A 20,019-nucleotide genomic window follows, 5' to 3' on the forward strand; every position below is an offset into this window, starting at 1 on the left:
ATCATAATGAAAGAGGTGAAAATTATTTTTGGGCATGACGACTAAGCAGATCCGCATCTGCTTAAAAAATATCTATATTTAAGGTAAAAATGCTTTCAGGCTGCCCGGTATATAAGATATCGCGGCCTCCGGAAATGGGCTGTCTTTAGCCTGTGATACTGCCGTTCATTTCGGATCGGGATCAACCTGCGCTGAAGCAGGGCGGTTACATTGATTGAGCCTTCTTTCACAGAAGGACGTAGGAACACCCTGCAAATATGGGCTGCTGTACCAAAATGTATTTTGTAATCATGCTTTGTCTTCTTTTGATGGACCACAGCAGTATGGTTGATGATACTTTCTGTCAAGTTGTAGACGATGAGTTTTGCCCATATTTCCTGTTTGACAAAGTCCGGCTTATAAGAATGGAAATTGATCAATCCGATGGTATATTTCAGTTTCCGAAATGAGGATTCCACGCCCCACCTGGAAAAATAAAGCTCTTTTAGACGCTTTGGCGGAAATTCCTCTTCCGGGAGATTGGTAACCAGGCACTCATAAGTGGACTCTGATATGGGAAACCTGACAATGCGGAACGTAAGCTGGTAGGTATCCCGTGTCCCGTACTCAATAAAATCAAAGGAGGTTGCCTTATCGACAAAACGGCGGTATCCCTCTACAGCAATCTTTTTTGACTGGCTGCGTACCAGGGTGACCCGAACCCGGATGTCAAAGGATTCCTTGTCAGGAAAATCAAAACCGGAAAGAAGGCCTTTGGAATGGATATCCTTTGCGCGGAAGAGGAAAAACTGCCCTTTTTTGAGCACATGGGCCATATTATTATAGGAGCAGTAACCACGGTCACCGATAAAAATAGTCTTTTTCCAGGGGGAAGTCTGATGGCGGTCCACCAGGGTGGCAAAGGCCCGGTATTCATCCTTATTGTGAATCGGCTGGATCAGTGCATCGGTATAGATGTGCTTGTCCAGATTGTACAGGGCATTTAAATGCAAACTGTAAAATCCTTTGGCAGAATGCCCTTCGGAAACAAAGTAGTCAGGGGAAGCAAACGTGGGCTTACTGAAAAAGGAAAAGGTAGAGCCATCCGCAGCAATGGATTCATAGCCGTCTGCGCCTTCCAAGGAAGAGAGTGAGGAATGGAAGTGATGAAAAACGGCTTCCATGGCTTCCGGTTTTAACTTTGCCCGTTGCTGATTGAGTGCGGAAACGGAAGGGGCATCTGCATCCAGATCAAAAAACTCCAAAAGTTCCTCGGAAGTGGAGGAAGAGCCCTGGGAAACCAAAAACGTAATGAGCTTATCCGGTGGAAGCTTTTTCTGGCGGGTAAAATCCTTGTCTGGGTGGACGGAGTATTTTGAGATTGTGGACGCAACGCTGTCCACAGCAGAAGAAAAAAGAGCCTTGATTTTTTCATGAAACATAACGAATGTACCTCCTTGGATTAGAATCATATATCGCTCTAAATCCAAGGGCCGCGCTCGCTACCTCTAAAAAGAGGATCAGCAGCGAGCGCGGCCGCACATTTTGTTTGATTTGTCAAGTACTAATATAAAATTCCGCAAAAAAATCAAAAAGAATGGTTAGACCCCCACTTAAAAAAGGCTCTACCCCATCCATCTGAGTTTTCTGCTGAAAAAAACAATAATTTCCATGAAAATGGATTTTCAGATGCAAGGTTTTCAGATAGAATAACCCCAGTAATATCGCGGGTTGAAGCCAACAAGACGGGTGAACACCGGTGAGTGGAACATCGGATTTCGTCCATATATTAACTAAATGACATTGGACCCTGATATGTCCCCCGCCGAGCATCTGCACGATATCGGCGCGCAGTCCGTCAAAATCCATATCCATATAGATTTTCAGGGCGTCGTAGGTCTCCGTTGATGTCCAGTAATTTGAAAACTTTCGGCGCAGCATCGCCTCCACCACGGATTTTGGGTTGTAGATATGCCGGAAATCCGTAAACTGATACCCGTCATACCAACTGCCTGCCTCTGCAAAATCCATATGATACTGCCCGCACAGTTCCTGCACCTCCTTCTCCGTAAAGCCGGTATATTCCTCAAAAAACCCCTGATCCGTCATTGAGTATTCCCAGAACATGTTCAGCGCAGAATGCAGGCCGTATTTTTTCACAGGAAGGATACCCGTCATATAGGCAAGCGCAACATAGGGCTGATCCTTCAAAAGATTCCGCAGGAAATCCAGATACTGCTTCTGCAGAGCTTCCGTCTCCTGCCGCTCGCGCATGATGCAGTCCCATTCATCGATCAGAAATACAAATTTTTTCCCTGTTTTTACATAGAGTTTCTCTAAGACAGCCGCAAGGATCGTCTCCCGCCCCGAAACGTATTTTCCATATACTTCGCGGAGCTCCTCAATCACTGCTTCTTCCAGATAATCTGTCATGCTCCGGTCCCCTGCCCGAAGCAGAAAATGCTGCATATTCAAAAAAATGACATCGTACTGGTTCAGATGCTCCTCAAATGTTCTGTCACTTTTTATCTTCCATCCTGAAAACAGCTCCCTGGAATCACAGCCGCAGCTGTAGTACGCAGCCAGCATCTTTAAAGCCATTGATTTTCCAAAACGCCGGGGCCTGCTGACGCAGATATATTTTTGCTCCGTATTGAGCAGTTCGTTTGTACATGCGATCAATCCTGTCTTGTCTACGTAGATTCTGGAGCGAATGGATGTCCAAAAGCCATCATTTCCCGGATTCAGATAAATACCCATAAGATGTCCCCCATTCACATCATTTCATTAAACTTGATTATACAGCCAAACCCGATATACCGTCAACTTATATCTGCGCAGAAATCAAGTTCCCTACTTGACAATAGTTATCAATCGTGCTATCATTCGTTTTGCGAATATTTATTGCGAATATTCGCAAATACATTTTAGAAGAAAGGAGAAGCGAAACTATGCCGTCAAAGCCAGTCCTTTCGGACGCTGATAAAAAAGCAATCCGCAAAAAGCTGGGAGAACTATGCGAGGAATGTTGGATAGCACAAGGGTACAAAAAGACAAGCATTAAGAATCTATGCGACAAGGCAGTTATCTCTATCGGTACTTTTTATACGCTCTACCCAACAAAGGAAGATTTATTCCTTGAAACAATCACAAACATACAAAGGAGGTTGACAGAAAAGATTATCGACATAAACAGGAACAGCCGGACGAAAGAGGGATTTGCACAGTCTATGAAAAGGCTTTTCCGGGAATATGACAGCAAGCCATTCCTCTACAATGTCAATACGCCGGATTTTCAGTCTTTTGTGACAAAGCTGCCGGAAGAAACGATTAAGAAAATCAAGTTTGACAGTTTCGATTTTTTCAGACAGGTTATCCATGCCGCAGACCTCAATCTGAAAATGGAGGAAGCACAGGCGTATGGGATTTTGAGTGCGCTGCTGTCAACAATCAATGCAAAAGAAACGCTTTCCATCACTTGTGATTATTTCGCTGTTTTTGATTTTATGGTGGATAGCCTTGTGGCAGATATTTTTGAGTAAAGGAGATTTTTATGACAGAATTTGAGTACAAAACTTTATCAATCGACAGCAAGGAAACAGAACATTCCGAAAAGGGGGCGGGCGAATGACAAATGCGGTTGAAGTCCGGCACTTATCAAAATCCATAGAGGGCAACCCCATACTGAATGATATTTGCATGAATGTAAGGCAAGGGGAAGTGTACGGATTTCTGGGCGCAAACGGCGCAGGAAAAACTTCGCTGATGAAAACACTGTACCACATCATTTTCCCCGATACAGGTACGGTATGTTTATTAGGCGAAACTATCAACAAGGGGAACAATCCCGTTTTCTCCCGTATCGGCAGCATTATTGAAAGCCCTGTTTTTTACAGCCATTTAAGCGCATATGAGAACATGGAACTCCATTGCCGGTACATGGGCGCAGGCTATGAAAACATCATGGAAACGCTGTCATTGTTGGGTATTGCAGAAACGGGCAATAAAGCTGTAGGGAAATTCTCTTTGGGAATGAAACAGCGGCTTGCGCTTGCAAGGGCAATGCTCACGAAGCCAGATTTGCTCATTTTAGACGAACCTATAAACGGCTTAGACCCACAGGGAATTATAGAAGTACGGGAGCTGCTACTGCGAATCAACCATGAATACCACACAAGCATTTTAATATCCAGCCATATCCTTGACGAGCTATCTAAAATTGCCGACACAATTGGAATTATTGACCACGGGGCTATGCTTGCGGAAGTATCTATGAAAGAGCTTACGGCGAACGGGATAGACCTTGAATCCTATTATTTAGGCTTATTGGGAGGAGGTGGAAAAAATGTGGAATCTTATCCGCATGGAAATTAAGAAAGTACCGTTAAAGCCGCATATCGCCGGATTGTTAATCGCTAACTTTATCATTTTTCTGCTTTCGGTCTTTACGTCCAGCCTTTTAACTGCAAGCGGCAATATATCCACACTTCCGGGATTTGCCCCTGTCCAGTTAGATACGGTTACGTTAGCGGCAATGCTTGTAAGGGCTACTCTGATTGTATGGGAAGCGGTACTGATTTCCGTATTTGTGATTGAAGAATACAGAAACAAGACAATCGGCTTGCTTTTCACTTACCCGATCAGCCGCACAAAACTGATTACGGCAAAACTCATTTTGATATGCTGCATTAGCTTTACGTTCCATGTGCTGTCAAATATCTTCCAATATGCCACAATCTTTCTTGCGGCAAAATGTTTTGATTTTGTCACGTTCAGCTTTGGAAACATACTGGCACAGGCAGTTACAACAATATCCGCTATCCTGTTGGGGCTTCTCTCTCTGTATGTTGGAATGATAAAGAAGTCAACGATTGCAACCGTTGTTTCGTCTATCGTCATTGTTGCCATAGCGTCAAACTCACAGGGAATCAGCGCAGGACTTTTGTCAATTCCCGTTGCGGCAATTATTTTCGGTATCATAGGAATCATTTTTTCAGCAATCACAATGAGAAAAATAATTTTATCAGATTTGAGCAGTTAAAAGAAAGGGGGCTATAAAATGAACTTTCCAATTCCCGACTTTGTACCCGTTCCAAGTGCGGAAATCATGCAGACTATTTCAATCATATCATTGATTATCGGTATCTGCCTTGTAGGTGTGGGATTGCTTTTCCTGTTTCTGAACAAGAAAAAGGGGAAAGAAAAGAAAGCCACAGCCTTATGGGCTGTCATAGGCATTGGCGTGTTACTCATTGCAAATCACGGCATACAGTTATTATTTTAGGAGGGCAAAATGATTAAAGAAGTAAACAGGGCTTGCAAAAAGCTGAATGATACACTGGGAATATCCGTAGAGCTTCCCAACCCGAAAAAGAAAGCGTTAAAAACGGCAGCGGTATGTAACTTAGTTGTCGGTGTTGGTTTGGTGGCGGCTGGAATCCTTTTCTCGTCAAAATCTTGTGCGTTATTGGGCGGCGTCAGCGTTATCAGCAGTGCTGTACTGAAAAAGGAAAGCAAGAATAAAACCCATGAATCATAACGAGAGCGAGCAATTCAAATGGTTATTATGCCCTGTTTGCAGAAGCAAGACACGCATTAAAATGCGGTCAGATACAGAACTTCGGAATTTCCCGCTGTTCTGCCCCAAATGTAAGCAGGAAATCTTAATCAGTGTAACACAATTTCATATTTCGGTTATCGTGATGAAGCGATCGGCAGACTGTACGGGCGTTGCAGAAGTTTCCATGTGCTGTAAACAGAGTTATCCATGACTCCATAGCGAGTTATGCACATTTCCATGATGCAAGGGAAGGATTCAGGATATGATTGATATGATTGATTCAGTATGACTATAATCCGTTTAATTTATATCAGTATTGTTACATTCCGATTTTCGGAATTCAAGAAGTAAAGGAAATAGACTTCAAGAACTCTGGTTCTCGGAATATGTTAAAAAGCAAACGAAATGGGATGGATATAGCTTTTATCTGTTTATTTCATCTTTTCTTTTAAATTATCCAAAAGACGCTCTGCAATGGGGGTAAAAACTTGATACTTTTTCCATACGAGATACATTTTCGTTTCTAATTTGGGGAATAAGGGGCGGAATACCAGTCCGCTTTCAGGGCCGGTATCAATCAGTCGGTCAAAGGTCAGAAGATAGCCAAGCTGCTCTTTCACAAAAAGAGAGGCATTATAGGAAAGCCGGAAAGAACCTTCTAAATGCAGTGTATCAATTTGTCCGCCGCACCAGCGGGTAATATCTTTGTGCCAGCCCTGATCGGAGCAAAATAAAGGCAGACCGATTAAATCCGCCGCCTCAATCTTTTCTTTTTCTGCAAGCCGGCAGTCCTTTGGCATGACAACGCCCCATACATCAGATTCCGGAAAACATAAATAATTGTATTTTGCGGCATTTGGTTCTTCAACAAGTACGGCAAAGTCTATCACTCCCTTATCCAGCTTTTCGGTGACCTGTTCCGTATCACCGCTGGTAATATGGTAGCGCAGACCGGGATATGTTTTTTTGAAAGTATTAATTTCCCTTGCAAGAAAGCGGATTTGATAGGATTCTGCCAGACCGAAGTAGACATCGCCGCCTGTAACGTCATCAAGTGTGATAAACTCGGTAATAATTTTGTCTGCCATTTTCACTAAATCTTCTGCCCGTTTGCGAAGCAGGACGCCTTCCTCGGTAAGCTGGATACTAAAACTGTGCCGTGTGAATAGCTTTTTCCCCAGTTCATCTTCTAAGGATTTTAGCTGCTTTGAGAGAGTAGGCTGTGTAACATGAAGTATTTCGGCGGCACGTGTCATATTTTCTTCTCTGGCTACTGCCAGAAAGTACCGTAATGTCCGTATTTCCATGCGGCAATCCTCCTGATATTCAATGTTGGAATAACATGATATAAATTATAACCATTAGCGAATCGGAAGTCAATGGAGTAAGATAAGGGCAGACAGGGGCAGGCTTTTGCGTCTGCACCGGTGTGGATTGATGGACAGTCTGCATCAAAGCCAGAACAAAGTGGACTGCCTTGACTATCTGGTTTACAAAATGGAGAAAAAAATAAAAGAAAAGAAAGTAAATGATAAGGAAAGGTGAAAGAAAGATATGAACATGAATTTTAATTTTAACAACCCTACAAACATTCTTTTTGGGAGAGGTATGCTGAATGAACTTGGCAGACAGCCGCTTCCCGGTAAAAAGGCTTGTGTCCTTATTTCAAGCGGTAAATCCACCCGTGCGAACGGGTATCTTGACCGTACACTGGAACAACTGAAAATTGCCGGTGTGGATTCGGTTGTGTTTGACAAGTTCACGGAAAATCCGTTGAAAGAGCATTGTGAGGAAGGCGGTAGGTTTGCCCGTGAAAACGGATGTGATTTTATTGTTGCGCTTGGCGGCGGCGCAGTTTTGGACAGCTCAAAAATGGTGTCCTCTATGGCAGCCAATGAGGGTGACCTGTGGGAATATGCAAAGGGTAAGCCGTTTCAAAATGCGGGACTTCCAATCGTAACGATTCCGACAACTTCGGGCACAGGCTCGGAAGCCAACTGCTCCGGCGTTATTTCTAATTTGAAAACACAGGAAAAAATTGGATTTGGCGATACCAGAAATATACCAGTCCTTGCAATTGTTGACCCGGATCTTATGAAAACAGTTCCTTCTAAGTATACGGCATATCAGGGATTTGATGCACTGTTCCACAATACAGAAGTAATGATTAGTACGGGATTGAATCTGTTAAGTGAAGCGATTGCGCTTTCGGCAATCGAAAATGTTGCCGCTTATCTGCCCCGTGCGGTGAGGGATGGAAGCGATATGGAAGCAAGGGAACATATTGCCTATGCGTCAACGGTTGCCGGGATTACAATGAATCTGACGCTTACGACAGCAGAACACTCTATGGAACATTCCATGAGTGCATATCACCATAATCTGCCTCATGGGGCTGGTCTGATTATGATTTCCAAAGAATTTTACCAGTTTTTTGTAGATAAGCATGTCTGTGATGAGCGCTTTATAAAAATGGCAAAGGCAATGGGAATCAAAAATGCCGATAAACCTGAAGATTTCATTACTGCTCTCGTAGAACTGCAAAAAGCCTGCGGTGTGGATAACTTGAAAATGAGCGAGTATGGTTTTGAAAAGGATGAGGCAATGACACTTGCCAGAGGCGCACGTTCCATGCAAGGGCTTTTATATACTTCAAATCCCTGTGAAATGACGGACGAGGATGTTGCGGGAATCTTTGAAAAATCTTACCATTAATGAAATTATCAGATAATCCATACTGGAGGTTAGAAAATGAATATTTTAGTATTAAATGGGAGCCCCCGTCCCAATGGAAATACTTCCGCACTGGTGGAAACTTTTACCGCAGAAGCACAAAAAGCAGGTCACAAGGTATCTGTATTCCAGATTGGCAACAGGGATATTCGTGGCTGCAAAAACTGTGATGCCTGCCGTGCCACTTTGAATGGGAACTGCGTCCAGAAAGACGACATGCAGGAAATCTATCCTGTTATGAGGGAATGTGAAATGCTTGTGATTGCCTCCCCGATTTATTACTATTCACTTACGGGACAGACACATTGTGCAATTGAAAGGATATATGCTTTTGAACGCCTGCCGAAACTGAAAAAGGCAGCGTTACTGCTTACTGCTGCGGGATTTGGTTTCACTTCTGCAATCCAGACATACAAAGATGCAGTCATTGGACATATGGGCGCAAAGGATTTGGGGATTGTAAAAGCTGTCGGAAGCCAGTCTAAATCTGTTGCAAAACAGAATGAAATCAGGGAAATCGTGAAAAAAATATGACTTGGCGAGGTGGTAAAATGAAAAAAATTCCAGCCGTTCTTCTGACGGTGGCATTTGCGCTGTTACTTACCGCCTGCGGCAAAGCGGAGCAGTTTACAGAGAGCCTTGCACAGTGCGCAGGCATGAAGAAACTGACAGCAATGATATTAAATTCACTGATAGAGAAGATAGAAGTACACAATCCAGTTATGGTCAACGGAGTGAAAGAGCAGAAGTTGACTGTCTATTACATAAAGTACCTATAACTGTAACGCAATAGAAAAAGCCGTTGCCGGAGAGCCGGAAGCGGTAGACGCAGTATTGCGGTATTACACTGCGCATATCAAATATCTGTCTATCGCTATGCGCCCTTGACAGCTTTTCCCGCCTTTGCTAATAGGCAGTCAAGAGGGCGAAATCAGCAGACTGCTTTCGCCCTCAACTTATTATGGGATTTGTTACGCAGTAGAGGTTATTTTTCTCTTGATTTATGCGACTTTGCTGGCGTTGAAATAACTGCCCTTAAAATCCCCGGAACCCTTTCCTCAAAAATACCGGAATCGTATCCAGCGGCGCTTCGGCCAGGTACTCCTTCCCCCCTTCGTACTCCTTCCCGGAGGCATACTCGATCCACCGCTCCCCTTCCGGCAGGTAGACGCTTCTGGATACTGCCCCGGGGGAGAGGACAGGCGCCACCAGCACGTCCGGACCGAAGAAATATGCATCCTCGATCTCCCAGCATCTGGCGTCGCCGGGGTACATATAAAACAGAGGCCGCATCACCGGGGTGCCCTTCTCGTGGGCCTCCTCCATGACGCGTCTCGTATAAGGCCGCATCCGTTCCCGCAGTTCCATATATTTTCTGCAGATCTCATAGACCTCTTCCCCGTAGCTCCACACCTCATTGGCCGCGCCGGAACAGCAGGCAGCTCCCCCTGTGACGCCCTGCTGGGGCTGTCTCGGCTCCCGGTCTCCATGAAGCCGCATCACCGGGCAGAAGGCGCCCCACTCGAACCATCTGGCAAATAATTCCCGAAACCCAGGGTCCTCTGGATTGCCCCCGTGGAAGCCCCCGATATCCGTGGTCCACCATGGAATCCCCGCAAGCCCCATGTTCAGTCCGGCGGCAAGCTGGTTACGCATACTATCAAAGCTGGATGCGATATCTCCGGACCACACCAGCGCTCCGTACCGCTGGCTTCCCGCCCATGCACAGCGCAGAAGATTTACGATCTGTTTCTGCCCCTCCGCCTCCATGCCTTCGTAAAATGTTTTCGCGTAATCCACGGGATAGAGATTTCCGATCTGCAAATTGGTTCCCCGGTGATACCGGTAATTGTCAAAATCATAGACCGAATATTCCGGTTCCGCCTCGTCCAGCCAGAACACCCGAATCCCCTTGCTGTAATAATTCTGCTTTGCCTTGTTCCAGACATATCTGCGTGCATCCGGATTTGTGGCGTCGTAATGAATGGTCGCCCCCATAAAATCCAGCCCCACCCGGAACCCCCGCTCCGTCCGGATCAGATAGCCTTTTTCCAGCATTTCCTCATAATTTTCACTGGCCTTGTCTACCGTGGGCCAGATGGACACCATCAGTTCAATCCCCATATCTTTAAGCTCCCGCACCATGGCGTCGGGATCGGGCCAGTATACCGGGTCGAATTTCCATTCCCCCTGTTTCGGCCAGTGGAAGAAATCTATGACGATCAGGTCGATGGGAAGATTTCTCCGTTTGTACTCTCTGGCCACCTCCAGCAGCTCCTCCTGGGTCTGGTACCGGAGCTTGCACTGCCAGAAGCCCAGCCCGTATTCCGGCATCATGGGCACGGTTCCGGTGACCGACGCGTACCGTTCCTCGATTTCCGCAGGCGTATCGCCTGCCGTCACCCAGTAGTCCAGCGCCTTCGTGGAACAGGCTTCAAAGCTCATGATGTTTCTTCCAAATACCGCACGGCCCACACCGGGATTGTTCCAAAGCAGGCCGTATCCCAGGGACGATATGACAAACGGCACGCTGGCCTGGGAATTTCGGTGGGCCAGCTCCAAATCCAGACCTTTCAGATCCAGGTACGGCTGCTGGTACTGCCCCATTCCGAATAATTTCTCATTCCGATCCAGAGATTCGAACCGCATTGTGAGATGGTAATCCCCTCCGGAAATGGGTTTGAACTCCCGGGCTTCCACCTCAATCGCGCTGCATTTCGGATCCAGCACGTCCCTGCGGTTCCTGCAGTATTCCTCCAAAAGCACTCTGCCCTCCCTGCTGCAGATCTGGATCTTTCCCAGACGCGTGATCTCCGCCCGGATCTTTCCGTTTGAGATCTCCGCCCCCGTCTCCGTATACTTCATTTCACAGGGATGGGGCCGTCTGCGCAATGCCCAGTCCTCCTCCGGCATCTGCCGCTCCTTCGTGGCGCGAATCCGCAGCGCATCGGCTCCCCACGGTTCGATCCACACTTCCTCCGCGTCATAGTGGTATATCAGCCTGTTTTCTTTGATTTCCAGCATCTCGTTTCCTCCTTTCTTTTCCGCATGTACTCAACCCTTCACCGCTCCGCTTGTCATGCCGCTGACGATATATTTCTGCATGAAAATAAAGATCAGCGCCACGGGAATGATGGTCACCACCGCAAAGGCCGTCAGGTAGCTCCATTTCGTCCCGTATTGTCCCATAAAATTAAAGATCCCTGCCGTAATTGGTCTTTTCTCCTGATCCAGGATAAAGGTCATCCCGTAGGCCAGATCCCCCCAGGCGTACAGGAAGGAAAAGATGGCGCAGACCATGACTCCCGGCCTGGCGATGGGAATCAGCACCCTGACAAATGCGGTGAATCGGCCGCAGCCGTCCAGATAAGCCGCCTCTTCCAGATCCTTCGGTATGGACGCGAAGTAATTTTTCAAAATCAATATGGAAAACGGGATGCCGATAGTGGCATCGGCCAGCATCGCGGAAATCCAGGTGTTGTACACATGCATGTTCTTGAACATAATAAACATGGGGGTGAGCAGCACGGATACGGGAAGCATCTGCGTCACCAGGAAGGACAAAAGCATCACCTTCCGCCCTCTGAAACGGTATTTCGCGATCCCATAGGACGCCGGAACGGCCAGTATGACCGCGATCAGCGCAGCCCCCATGGAGATCAGGAAGCTGTTCGCGAAGGAGCGGAACATGTTAAAATCTCCCGTCTCCACCTGAGCCGCGTAGGACTGCGTATTCAGGACGTGGGGATAAAATGTGGGCGGATTCCTAAAGATTTCCTGCTCTGTCTTCAGGGATGTAATCAGCGCCCAGTACAGAGGGAACAGCAGGACGCACAGAAGCAGCACCGACACCGCGCACAGAATCATATTCTTTTTTCCTGAAATCTTTTTTTCTTCATCCATCACTCTTCCTCCCCTTTTGTTGTAGCCTTGATATAAAGGATTCCCACCGCCATCAGGATCAGCAGCAGTACATTCGCCACCGCGGAGCCCTTACTATACTTGAACATTTCAAAGGACAGCTTGTAGGAATATGTGGACAGCATGTGGGTCGAATTGACGGGCCCGCCGCTTGTCATCACATAGACCAGATCGTAGACCTTGAAGGTATAGATAAATCCAAGGATCAGCACGGATTCGATGGTGGGCCTTAAAAGCGGAAGCGTGATCTTAAAAAACGTCTGCACCCGGTTGGCCCCGTCGATGGACGCGCTCTCGTACAGTTCCTTCGGGATCGTGGTCAGCCCGGTGGAGATCAGGATCATATTAAATGGAATCCCGATCCAAACATTTGCACAGATCAGGGCGAACATGGCGGTTTCGGGCGTGGTCAGCCATTCGATATTTTTTTCAATCAGGCCAAGGCTCCGGAGTATGTAGTTCAGCACTCCGATATCCGTTGCAAACAAAAGCTTGAACATCAGCGCAGTGACGGTCACCGGAATCATCCACGGCGCCAGCAGGATTCCACGCACCGGCCTGGCAAATGAAAACCGTTTGCTGAAAAACAGCGCCAGCGCGAATCCGACGGCAAACTGGAACACCAGGCACAGGAGCGTGTAGCGCAGCGTATTGACCAGCGACGTGGTAAATACGCTGTCCCCCAGCAGTTCCCGGTAGTTTTCAAACCATACAAAATGTTTCGTGCCCCGAACCAGATTTCCCGCGTTTACATCCTGAACACTGAGGATGAGGTTGCGGACGATGGGATATCCCACGAACACCAGCATATACAAAAACGCCGGAAGCACAAATAAAATTCCTGCGTTGTCATAGCGAAATCTCTTTTTTAATTTTTCCATGTTGCATCCTCTTTGCAGCCGCCTGTACGGCAGGCTGTTCCAGTCAGGGCAGCCTGTTTCCTGCCCCGACTGTATCCATTTTTAACAGTTTCCCCTATTTTACAATCCCGTCAATTGTGGCCTGGGCTGCGGCGGCGGCCTCCTCGGGCGTCGCGGTTCCCGTGATCACCTGGTTGAATGCCAGGGAGATGGCGTCTGATACGCTGGGCCATTCCGCCAGAGGACCTCTGGGCATCGCATATTCCAGTTCTTCCACGAATGGCTGGTATGGGGAGCCTTCCTCAAACTGGCTCTCTGCAATGGTCTGGTCCGCAGAAATGTATCCGAATTTGTCCATCAGATATTTGACCTGTTCTTCAGCCGTCGAATAGGTCAGGAAGTTCAGGGCTCCCTCCACGTTTCCGCCGTTGATCACCGCGTAATTCTCGCCGCCGAGCACGGACGCATAGTCGGAATCCTTTGGAATCAGAGTCACCTTCCAGTTCAGATCCGGGGCTTCAGACTGCATGGTCGGAATCTGCCACGGGCCGTTCTCCATCATCGCCACATTTCCTGCGATAAACTGATTCATGACATCTCCCTGGGTCCAGTTGATGCATTCCTTGCTCATCACGCCTTCATTGACCAGATCCTGGATAAAGGCCAGGGCACGGATACCGTTCTCGTTGTCAATGTCATAGGATGTGGCCCCTGTAGACCAGAGCCAGGGCGCAAAATTAAAAGTCCCCTCCTCGTTCTGTACGCTGCAGAGCGCCAGGCCGGTCACGCTGTCTGTGGTCAGCGCCTTTGCCGTCTCTTTGAGCTCCTCCCATGTGGTGGGCACCTCGCATCCGGCATCCTTGAGCATGTCTTCATTGTAATACAGCGCCAGGCAGTTTGCGCCGAAGGGGACGCCGTACAGTTTGCCGTCCACGGTGCAGGAATTGACGGTTCCCTCATAATAACTGCTGACGTCAAATTTTCCCGTCAGATCTTCAAAAATCCCCATTTCCACATAAGACGCGTGATCCGGTGAATCCAGGATGGCGATATCCGGAAGGTCGTCCGCCGACGCGCCGATGGAAAGCTGCTTCTTAAAATCCGCGAAGGGTACGTATTTTGCAGTCACCTCGTATTTGTCCTGGGATGCGTTGTAATCCTGGATGACTTTATCCAATGCCACCTGGTGTCCTTCTGTCTCCCAGTAATACCAGATCGTGACGGCCTCCGCGGCTCTTCCCCCGGAAGCTTCGCCCCCGTCGTCCCCGGACGTATCCTCCGCGGCTGCGCCCGCGTCCGTTCCGGATGCGCCTTCCTCATTGCCGCCCCCGCCGGAGCACCCTGCCAGCAGTCCCGCGGTCATTGCCAGAGCTGAAATTAATGCGATCCATGTTCTCTTCTTCATCTTTTCTCCTCCTTTTCCATATAAACAGATCTGCGAAGCAAATTGACTTGCCTGCTATGAACTTATCATACCGTCATTTTTTTCCTTCCGAAATGGTAAAAAAGTGAAAAAGGATCAATTATCTAAAATACAGTGACCGGAAATCATCCCAGAACATCCCTCACCGGACCGGCTGTTTTCATCCGGCTTTTCAGCGGTTTGCCTTGCGGTACTCCGCAGGCGACATTCCCACGCATTCCCTGAACACCCTGGCAAAATATTTTGCGTCTGTGTAGCCCGTCTTTTTCGCGATCTCATACTGCTTAAGCCGGGTTCCGATGAGCAGCTCCTTTGCCTTGGCCAGACGGTAATTGCGGATATATGTACTGAAATTTTCTCCCAATTCCCTGTGGAACTGGGCGCCCAGATATTCCTGGGTCAGGTTCAGCCGATCCGCGATCTCGTTCAGCGTGATCCCGTCCGCATAAAATTCATGGATCATGCTCTGGGCCTTTTTCACCGCCAGGCTCAAAGCCCCCGTCTCCTCCGAAGAAATGTGCATCCGGCTGAGCAGTTCTTCACAGGTCTTTTTCAGCTCGCCTTTTGTCTTAGCGTTCATGATGCAGTCCAGAAGCTTTTTCTGGTCGATCTTCTTATAATTGATGCAGTCCACTTCCTTCGCGATGTTGATCAGCGACCACTGAAAACGGACATAGGATTCTTTCACTTCCTTCGGGGAATACATTTTTCCGCCGGAAAAGAATTGCTGGAACTTCTCCAGGATCTCCCTGATCCGTTCCTGTTCTCCGGCGCATACCGCGATCTTCATCTGGTTTTCCAGCTCCACCGGATAAATGCAGATCTCTGTACGGATATCCGTGATCCTGGGATAAGAGATCAAAATGTCATCCCCCAGGACAATGTTCCAGTCCATGTAGGGCAACAGCTTCTGGTATCCCTCCCGGACGGCCCCCGCCCCGGTGACCTCCAGCATTCCGTAGCTGAACTGCCGCTCACGCCTTTCCCGTTTTTGCAGAAGGATCTGGTTCTGGAACCACCGCTCCACCTCCTGCCGGGACGGGTACCTGTATATGACCGCGGCAATGACCCGGTCGTATTCCAGCTCTACCAGACAGAATCCCAGTTTTTTCTGCTCCAGTACCCGGCACAATCCGTTTCGTTTTCTCTCACGCTGTTCTGCGAAACCGTCCCCCAGATAGACCAGCAGCTCCAAAAGCTTTGATTCCCTGGATATGCCGTACCGTTTCTCCAAAAAATCCTCCGTCTGCGCGTCCGCCGCCGACACCCCGTACATGAGATTGGAGAGGACATTTTCCAGGCTCCCTATGGCGTCCGGAATCCGTTTCTGCTCCTGCTCGTACAGATTCTGTATCTTGCGGATGGTTCGGACAAATTCCTGCACCGCCACAGGCTTGATAATATAATCGTTGACTCCCAGCTTTACGGCCTGCTGGGCATAGCTGAACTCGGAGTAGGCGGTGAGAATGATCACTTTGGGAAACAACCCCCGTGCCTGCATGCCGGACAGCATTTCCAGTCCGTCCAGAACCGGCATCCGGATATCCGTGATCACCAGATCCGGCCTGCACGCTTCGATGCAGGACAGCCCTTCCTGCCCGTTTCCTGCGGTGCCCTCAATGGTGATCTCCGGAAACATTTTGTTCAGCAGCCTGCACAGCCCCTCCCGAATCAAAATCTCGTCTTCCACTACTACCGCTCTCATAAAATCCCTGCCTCCCTTTTTGCCTGCCGTCTGCACGGCAAGATTGACTTCCTCACTGCCTGCCGTCTGCGCAGCAAGATTGACTGCCTCACTGCCTGCCGTCTGCGCAGCAAGATTGACTGCCTCACTGCCTGCCATCTACGCAGCCCTCACTGCCTGCGCGGCAAATGGATTGTCCCGCTGCTGCCTGCCGGGCTTTTCCTGACTGCGCGTATACTCAGGATATCGGAATGCGCACTTCCACAGTGGTTCCGGCCCCGCTTTGGCTCTCGACCCGAACCCTGGCCTGATTCCCATAATACATGCGGATTCTGGTGATGGCGTTTTCCATTCCGATGTGGTTCCTGTCATCCGTTTTCCGGAAAATCCCTTCGTTGATCTCCTCCGCGATCTCCCCGGGAATCCCGCATCCATTGTCTTCAATCCGAATCCGCACAAAATCCCCGTCACGGGCCATATCCACCAGAAGCCTGTATTTTCTCTCCACACCCTCAAATCCGTGGAGAATCGCGTTTTCCACAAAGGGCTGCAAAAGCAGTTTGTGGATGGGAAGTCCCAGCAGCTCCGGCTGTGCGTTGATCTGACATTCAAAGGCATTTTTCAATTTGGTCTGCTGCAGAAATACATACTGCTTGAGCCAGTCCACCTCCTCCCGAATCTGCACCACCCCGTTGCTGTCCGAGATCCCGTACCGCAGAATCCCGGCCAGTGTCGCGATCATGCCGCTGATCTCGTACTCGTCCTTGTCGATGGCCATCCAGTTGATGGTGTCCAGTGTATTGTAAATAAAGTGGGGATTGATCTGGGCCTCCAGGGCTGCGATCTCCGCATTCTTCTGCTTTTCAACGGATTGCTTCAGCTTTTCCATCGCAGAATTAAATTCCTCCGCAATGATTTCAATCTCCGTGGGCCTTGTATCATCCGGCATCACGCGGACGGTCAGATCTCCTTTCCCGGCCTTCCGCATCGTCTCGACCACTCCTTTGATGGAGCCGGTCATCCGGGTCACCTGGCTGACCATGATCACAAGGATTGCCAGAAGTGACAGAAGCGTGATTGATACCAGGAGCTTTTGCTGCTGATGGAGCCCCTGCACCAGCTCTTCCTGGTTGGTGGCGCGGATGATCTCCCATCCGGTTTTCTCGTCATGAACCGAATAGATGGACAGCTCCCCGTTTCCAAGAAGCCCGGTCCCGGACGCAAGTCTCCGCCAGGCAGCCTCCTTTTCCCGGCGGTCTGCATCCTCATGATAAATGGATTCTCCGACGGCTTCGGAATGGGCGCAGGATATCACCGTTCCCTCCTCGTCTATGATAAAATTCAGTCCCTTTTCCGTGGATGCCGAGCAGATTTCCTCCAGAAGCGCTTCGTCAATGCTGACCATGACGACCCCGCACTGCTTCTTCACGTTCCGGTAGTCGATGATGCGGTGGCCGATATGGAATAAATAGCAGGAATTGGTTCCGAAGACGACTTTGTCCCCGGTGGGAAAAATATGGGTCGCGTTGTCCCGGCTGATCCCTGCATACAATTCCTCCTGGGACATGGCGATGCTGTCCATCCAGGAGGTGGACGTGGTGGAAGCCGTCAGTTGGTCATAAAATGCCAGTTCCCCGCTTTCCGTGATGACAGAGATTGATTTTACATAATCCTTTGTATAAAACAGGCCCCGCAGGGTTTTCCTGAGCAGCTTCCGGTTGTTTGCCAGATCCTCCCCCGCGTTGATCTTATCCACCAGCTCCACGATGTAGTCATCGGTGTACACCTGGAATAAAATGTCCTCGTACGAATCCAGCCACACGTCAAGGCTCACCTTGGTCTGCTCCAGGTTGGCCCTTGTCATCCTCTCCACATTCTGCTGCACCAGCCTGGATGTATTGTAATAAGAAATAATGTTAATCAGCAGGATCGGAATCACGGAAGTCACGATAAATGCGGTCACCAGCCGAATCCGGATGCTTCTTCTGTCAAGCTTGAACAGACTTTTTTTACTCATGGCAGACTCCTCCTGTGCTTTATTATATATGGTGTTTTTTTGACATGAAATAGAAAAAATGCAAGAAAGGTTGAAATATACAAGGTGAATTAAGGGCAGAATCAGCAGAACAGCTTATGGATCGCGGACTACGCGGCAGATATTACCTGCCGTCTTTTTCCATCACAAAATTTGTCAGAAACACGCCTTTTCGCTCCACCTGCTGTTCCCTTACCACCCTGTAGCCTCTTTTTTCAAAAAAGGGCCTTGCCGTAATCGAAGCATGGGTAGTGATTTTCCCTGAAACGGCCTGCTCCAGCCTGCTGCAAATGGCAGCGGCAGCGCCTTTTTTCTGATAATCCGCATGGACATAGAGGCGGTCGAGATAGCCTGCTTTGTCTATATCGCCGAATCCGATTATGGTATCTCCCTCCACTGCGACGACGCTGTAATGCTCTTGAAAGGAACGGTTCCACATCTCTAAATCCACATCCCCTGCTGCCCATGCATCCAACTGCTCCTCTGTGTAATCGCCTGCGTTCACTGTATGCACTGTGTGATAAAACAATTCTGCCAGCTTCCTGCAGTCGTCTGGCTGATATGCTCTGATAAACATGTTTTTCATTCTCCTTTTTTATCCGGAAGCTTCTGCACTGCTGCGTTCTTCCCATTCCTCACGTGTTATGGCGTACGCATAGGAAATGCCGTCTTTTTTATTGGGATATTCCTTGATTTTTTTCATACCGTTTGCAGCGGCGGTAGCGGAGGACGCGATATTCGTGTATTTCATGTATGAATACAGGCAGTCAAAGTCCGTGTTCACAAATGCCCAGTCCCGAACCGCTTTTGCCGCCTCGCTTCCAAATCCCCTTCTCCAGTATTTTTTGTGAATATGGTAGCCGATCTCCGGAAGCATTTCTCCGTCAATATTTTGTATAGTCAGTCCGCAGTCACCTATAAGCTCTGAGGTTTCTTTCCGCACAACGGCCCACAGCCCGAATCCATATTCTTGATAATTTTGGAGATTCCATTCAATCCAGCTTCTGGTGCGTTTTTCATCAAATGGTTTTGGATAGTGCCGCATCGTTTCCGGGTCTGACAGGATTTCATGGATTGCGTCAAAATCCTCCAATGTATATTCCCGTAGAATCAGACGTTTGGTCTCAATCATCATTTTTTCCTCCTTTCTTTAGTCCAGCAGGTATCCGGCCTCATAAGAACATTCTAAATAGCTGGGGTTCTGGTAGTATATGTCTGTCTGGAACTCTATTTTCTCCCCAAATATCTACAGACCTTTTTCTTATATTCCAGATATTCCTGTCCAAACGCCTCTGTTAAAAAAGCTTCCTCAACATATACGATCTGCAAATGAAGCATAACCCCCGCAAATAGGACTGCTGCAAACAGCCCCCAGTTAAAGAACATCAGCCCGATGCCGATATGCACAAGGTCAAACCCTAAAAAAGCCGGGTTCCGGCTGATCTGGTAGATGCCATTTGTCACCAACGCAGTCTCTTCCGTTTTGGAAACGCCGGCCCTCCAGCTATCCTGCATTGTCAGAACCGACACGACAAATATGGCCGCACCTGCCGCACCTGCTGCTGCACCAACAAGTCTCATAGGCGTCGGTAATAAGCAGACATGAAACAGGATGCTGAACAGCTCCGCAGCAAAAACCAGATATGCGGAGCCTTTCATGACCAGTTCGATGGTTTTTGCGGCGCCCTCCTTCCCTTTCCCGATCTGATCCGTTCGGATTCCTTTTTGACTCTGGCTGATCATTTTTATGAAATAGCATCCGTAAAAAATCAGCAGAATTACGATGCCGGTTATCTGAAATTTCACTGTTCTGTCCTCCTGTTC

Annotated in this window: 21 protein-coding genes and 1 pseudogene; 10 read left to right on the forward strand and 12 right to left on the reverse strand. The window is 48.4% G+C overall.

Going from position 1 to position 20,019, the window contains the following annotated elements; genetic code table 11:
* Window positions 1-95 precede the first annotated feature (95 nt).
* Both EBB54_RS14650 and EBB54_RS14655 read right to left on the reverse strand, forming a co-directional pair.
* Complete coding sequence (locus EBB54_RS14650; RefSeq protein ID WP_125127865.1) at window positions 96-1,421, reverse strand: IS4 family transposase; 1,326 nt, start codon at window positions 1,419-1,421, stop codon at window positions 96-98.
* Window positions 1,422-1,536: 115 nt separating this feature from the next.
* A complete protein-coding gene (locus EBB54_RS14655; RefSeq protein WP_125127964.1) occupies window positions 1,537-2,739 on the reverse strand; it encodes an AAA family ATPase in 1,203 nt (400 codons plus the stop codon).
* Window positions 2,740-2,930: 191 nt separating this feature from the next.
* Between EBB54_RS14655 and EBB54_RS14660 the strand changes: the two genes are divergently transcribed.
* The 6 genes from EBB54_RS14660 to EBB54_RS14685 all read left to right on the forward strand — a co-directional run bounded on the left by EBB54_RS14660 (window position 2,931) and on the right by EBB54_RS14685 (window position 5,750).
* Window positions 2,931-3,521 carry a TetR/AcrR family transcriptional regulator gene (locus tag EBB54_RS14660; protein ID WP_125127965.1) on the forward strand — a complete coding sequence of 197 codons (591 nt, stop codon included), beginning with the start codon at window positions 2,931-2,933 and terminating at the stop codon, window positions 3,519-3,521.
* Between the two features lie 85 nt (window positions 3,522-3,606).
* Window positions 3,607-4,353, forward strand: a complete 747-nt coding sequence (locus tag EBB54_RS14665) for an ATP-binding cassette domain-containing protein (protein WP_125127966.1) — start codon at window positions 3,607-3,609, stop codon at window positions 4,351-4,353.
* Window positions 4,325-5,020: an ABC transporter permease gene (locus tag EBB54_RS14670; protein WP_125127967.1), complete on the forward strand. Its 696-nt coding sequence runs from the start codon at window positions 4,325-4,327 to the stop codon at window positions 5,018-5,020. Before EBB54_RS14665 ends, EBB54_RS14670 begins: the two co-directional genes overlap by 29 nt.
* 18 nt (window positions 5,021-5,038) lie before the next feature.
* Window positions 5,039-5,263 (forward strand): hypothetical protein, encoded by a 225-nt coding sequence (locus tag EBB54_RS14675; RefSeq protein ID WP_125127968.1) that lies wholly within the window; start codon window positions 5,039-5,041, stop codon window positions 5,261-5,263.
* 9 nt (window positions 5,264-5,272) lie between these two features.
* Window positions 5,273-5,518: a hypothetical protein gene (locus EBB54_RS14680; protein ID WP_125127969.1), complete on the forward strand. Its 246-nt coding sequence runs from the start codon at window positions 5,273-5,275 to the stop codon at window positions 5,516-5,518.
* A complete protein-coding gene (locus tag EBB54_RS14685) occupies window positions 5,508-5,750 on the forward strand; it encodes a cysteine-rich KTR domain-containing protein (RefSeq protein ID WP_125127970.1) in 243 nt (80 codons plus the stop codon). The genes EBB54_RS14680 and EBB54_RS14685 overlap by 11 nt, the downstream gene beginning before the upstream one ends.
* A 220-nt stretch (window positions 5,751-5,970) precedes the next feature.
* On the opposite strand, the gene EBB54_RS14690 is transcribed toward EBB54_RS14685, so the two are convergent.
* Window positions 5,971-6,846 (reverse strand): LysR family transcriptional regulator, encoded by an 876-nt coding sequence (locus tag EBB54_RS14690; protein ID WP_125127971.1) that lies wholly within the window; start codon window positions 6,844-6,846, stop codon window positions 5,971-5,973.
* 247 nt (window positions 6,847-7,093) lie between these two features.
* On the opposite strand from EBB54_RS14690, the gene EBB54_RS14695 reads away from it, so the two are divergent.
* The 4 genes and pseudogenes from EBB54_RS14695 to EBB54_RS32245 all read left to right on the forward strand — a co-directional run.
* The gene (locus EBB54_RS14695) at window positions 7,094-8,254 is read left to right on the forward strand and encodes an iron-containing alcohol dehydrogenase (protein WP_125127972.1); all 1,161 of its coding nucleotides are present in this window, start codon (window positions 7,094-7,096) and stop codon (window positions 8,252-8,254) included.
* A 36-nt stretch (window positions 8,255-8,290) separates the two neighbouring features.
* Complete coding sequence (locus EBB54_RS14700) at window positions 8,291-8,806, forward strand: flavodoxin family protein (protein ID WP_125127973.1); 516 nt, start codon at window positions 8,291-8,293, stop codon at window positions 8,804-8,806.
* A 17-nt stretch (window positions 8,807-8,823) separates the two neighbouring features.
* Window positions 8,824-9,051, forward strand: coding sequence for a DUF4368 domain-containing protein (locus EBB54_RS14705; RefSeq protein ID WP_243127676.1), 228 nt, complete (start codon window positions 8,824-8,826; stop codon window positions 9,049-9,051).
* Window positions 9,052-9,061: 10 nt separating this feature from the next.
* Window positions 9,062-9,145: pseudogene (locus EBB54_RS32245) on the forward strand (helix-turn-helix domain-containing protein); the annotation flags it as partial.
* Between the two features lie 162 nt (window positions 9,146-9,307).
* On the opposite strand, the gene EBB54_RS14715 reads toward EBB54_RS32245, so the two are convergent.
* From EBB54_RS14715 to EBB54_RS14755, 9 genes are all read right to left on the reverse strand, one after another.
* A complete protein-coding gene (locus tag EBB54_RS14715; RefSeq protein ID WP_125127974.1) occupies window positions 9,308-11,296 on the reverse strand; it encodes a glycoside hydrolase family 31 protein in 1,989 nt (662 codons plus the stop codon).
* Window positions 11,297-11,326: 30 nt separating this feature from the next.
* Entirely contained in the window at window positions 11,327-12,175 is an 849-nt protein-coding gene (locus EBB54_RS14720; RefSeq protein WP_125127975.1) for a carbohydrate ABC transporter permease, read from the reverse strand.
* Window positions 12,175-13,074 carry a carbohydrate ABC transporter permease gene (locus EBB54_RS14725; RefSeq protein ID WP_125127976.1) on the reverse strand — a complete coding sequence of 300 codons (900 nt, stop codon included), beginning with the start codon at window positions 13,072-13,074 and terminating at the stop codon, window positions 12,175-12,177. Before EBB54_RS14725 ends, EBB54_RS14720 begins: the two co-directional genes overlap by 1 nt.
* Window positions 13,075-13,168: 94 nt before the next feature.
* Window positions 13,169-14,458 (reverse strand): sugar ABC transporter substrate-binding protein, encoded by a 1,290-nt coding sequence (locus tag EBB54_RS14730; RefSeq protein ID WP_125127977.1) that lies wholly within the window; start codon window positions 14,456-14,458, stop codon window positions 13,169-13,171.
* A 190-nt stretch (window positions 14,459-14,648) separates the two neighbouring features.
* Complete coding sequence (locus EBB54_RS14735; protein ID WP_125127978.1) at window positions 14,649-16,319, reverse strand: response regulator transcription factor; 1,671 nt, start codon at window positions 16,317-16,319, stop codon at window positions 14,649-14,651.
* A 79-nt stretch (window positions 16,320-16,398) separates the two neighbouring features.
* The gene (locus tag EBB54_RS14740) at window positions 16,399-18,177 is read right to left on the reverse strand and encodes a cache domain-containing sensor histidine kinase (RefSeq protein ID WP_125127979.1); all 1,779 of its coding nucleotides are present in this window, start codon (window positions 18,175-18,177) and stop codon (window positions 16,399-16,401) included.
* 142 nt (window positions 18,178-18,319) lie between these two features.
* Window positions 18,320-18,772, reverse strand: a complete 453-nt coding sequence (locus tag EBB54_RS14745; protein ID WP_125127980.1) for a GNAT family N-acetyltransferase — start codon at window positions 18,770-18,772, stop codon at window positions 18,320-18,322.
* Between the two features lie 18 nt (window positions 18,773-18,790).
* Window positions 18,791-19,330, reverse strand: coding sequence for a GNAT family N-acetyltransferase (locus tag EBB54_RS14750; RefSeq protein ID WP_125127981.1), 540 nt, complete (start codon window positions 19,328-19,330; stop codon window positions 18,791-18,793).
* A gap of 92 nt (window positions 19,331-19,422) precedes the next feature.
* Window positions 19,423-20,001 carry a methyltransferase family protein gene (locus EBB54_RS14755; protein ID WP_125127982.1) on the reverse strand — a complete coding sequence of 193 codons (579 nt, stop codon included), beginning with the start codon at window positions 19,999-20,001 and terminating at the stop codon, window positions 19,423-19,425.
* Window positions 20,002-20,019 lie beyond the last annotated feature (18 nt).

The sequence above is a fragment of the Schaedlerella arabinosiphila genome (genome assembly GCF_003885045.1).
GTDB classification, from domain to species: domain Bacteria; phylum Bacillota; class Clostridia; order Lachnospirales; family Lachnospiraceae; genus Schaedlerella; species Schaedlerella arabinosiphila.

Coding starts and splice junctions, on each gene's coding strand:
- EBB54_RS14650 (WP_125127865.1), bottom strand. CDS start 1,421: ATGTTTCATGAAAAAATCAAGGCTCTTTTTTCTTCTGCTGTGGACAGC.
- EBB54_RS14655 (WP_125127964.1), bottom strand. CDS start 2,739: ATGGGTATTTATCTGAATCCGGGAAATGATGGCTTTTGGACATCCATT.
- EBB54_RS14660 (WP_125127965.1), top strand. CDS start 2,931: ATGCCGTCAAAGCCAGTCCTTTCGGACGCTGATAAAAAAGCAATCCGC.
- EBB54_RS14665 (WP_125127966.1), top strand. CDS start 3,607: ATGACAAATGCGGTTGAAGTCCGGCACTTATCAAAATCCATAGAGGGC.
- EBB54_RS14670 (WP_125127967.1), top strand. CDS start 4,325: ATGTGGAATCTTATCCGCATGGAAATTAAGAAAGTACCGTTAAAGCCG.
- EBB54_RS14675 (WP_125127968.1), top strand. CDS start 5,039: ATGAACTTTCCAATTCCCGACTTTGTACCCGTTCCAAGTGCGGAAATC.
- EBB54_RS14680 (WP_125127969.1), top strand. CDS start 5,273: ATGATTAAAGAAGTAAACAGGGCTTGCAAAAAGCTGAATGATACACTG.
- EBB54_RS14685 (WP_125127970.1), top strand. CDS start 5,508: ATGAATCATAACGAGAGCGAGCAATTCAAATGGTTATTATGCCCTGTT.
- EBB54_RS14690 (WP_125127971.1), bottom strand. CDS start 6,846: ATGGAAATACGGACATTACGGTACTTTCTGGCAGTAGCCAGAGAAGAA.
- EBB54_RS14695 (WP_125127972.1), top strand. CDS start 7,094: ATGAACATGAATTTTAATTTTAACAACCCTACAAACATTCTTTTTGGG.
- EBB54_RS14700 (WP_125127973.1), top strand. CDS start 8,291: ATGAATATTTTAGTATTAAATGGGAGCCCCCGTCCCAATGGAAATACT.
- EBB54_RS14705 (WP_243127676.1), top strand. CDS start 8,824: ATGAAAAAAATTCCAGCCGTTCTTCTGACGGTGGCATTTGCGCTGTTA.
- EBB54_RS14715 (WP_125127974.1), bottom strand. CDS start 11,296: ATGCTGGAAATCAAAGAAAACAGGCTGATATACCACTATGACGCGGAG.
- EBB54_RS14720 (WP_125127975.1), bottom strand. CDS start 12,175: ATGGATGAAGAAAAAAAGATTTCAGGAAAAAAGAATATGATTCTGTGC.
- EBB54_RS14725 (WP_125127976.1), bottom strand. CDS start 13,074: ATGGAAAAATTAAAAAAGAGATTTCGCTATGACAACGCAGGAATTTTA.
- EBB54_RS14730 (WP_125127977.1), bottom strand. CDS start 14,458: ATGAAGAAGAGAACATGGATCGCATTAATTTCAGCTCTGGCAATGACC.
- EBB54_RS14735 (WP_125127978.1), bottom strand. CDS start 16,319: ATGGCAGGCAGTGAGGCAGTCAATCTTGCTGCGCAGACGGCAGGCAGT.
- EBB54_RS14740 (WP_125127979.1), bottom strand. CDS start 18,177: ATGAGTAAAAAAAGTCTGTTCAAGCTTGACAGAAGAAGCATCCGGATT.
- EBB54_RS14745 (WP_125127980.1), bottom strand. CDS start 18,772: ATGTTTATCAGAGCATATCAGCCAGACGACTGCAGGAAGCTGGCAGAA.
- EBB54_RS14750 (WP_125127981.1), bottom strand. CDS start 19,330: ATGATGATTGAGACCAAACGTCTGATTCTACGGGAATATACATTGGAG.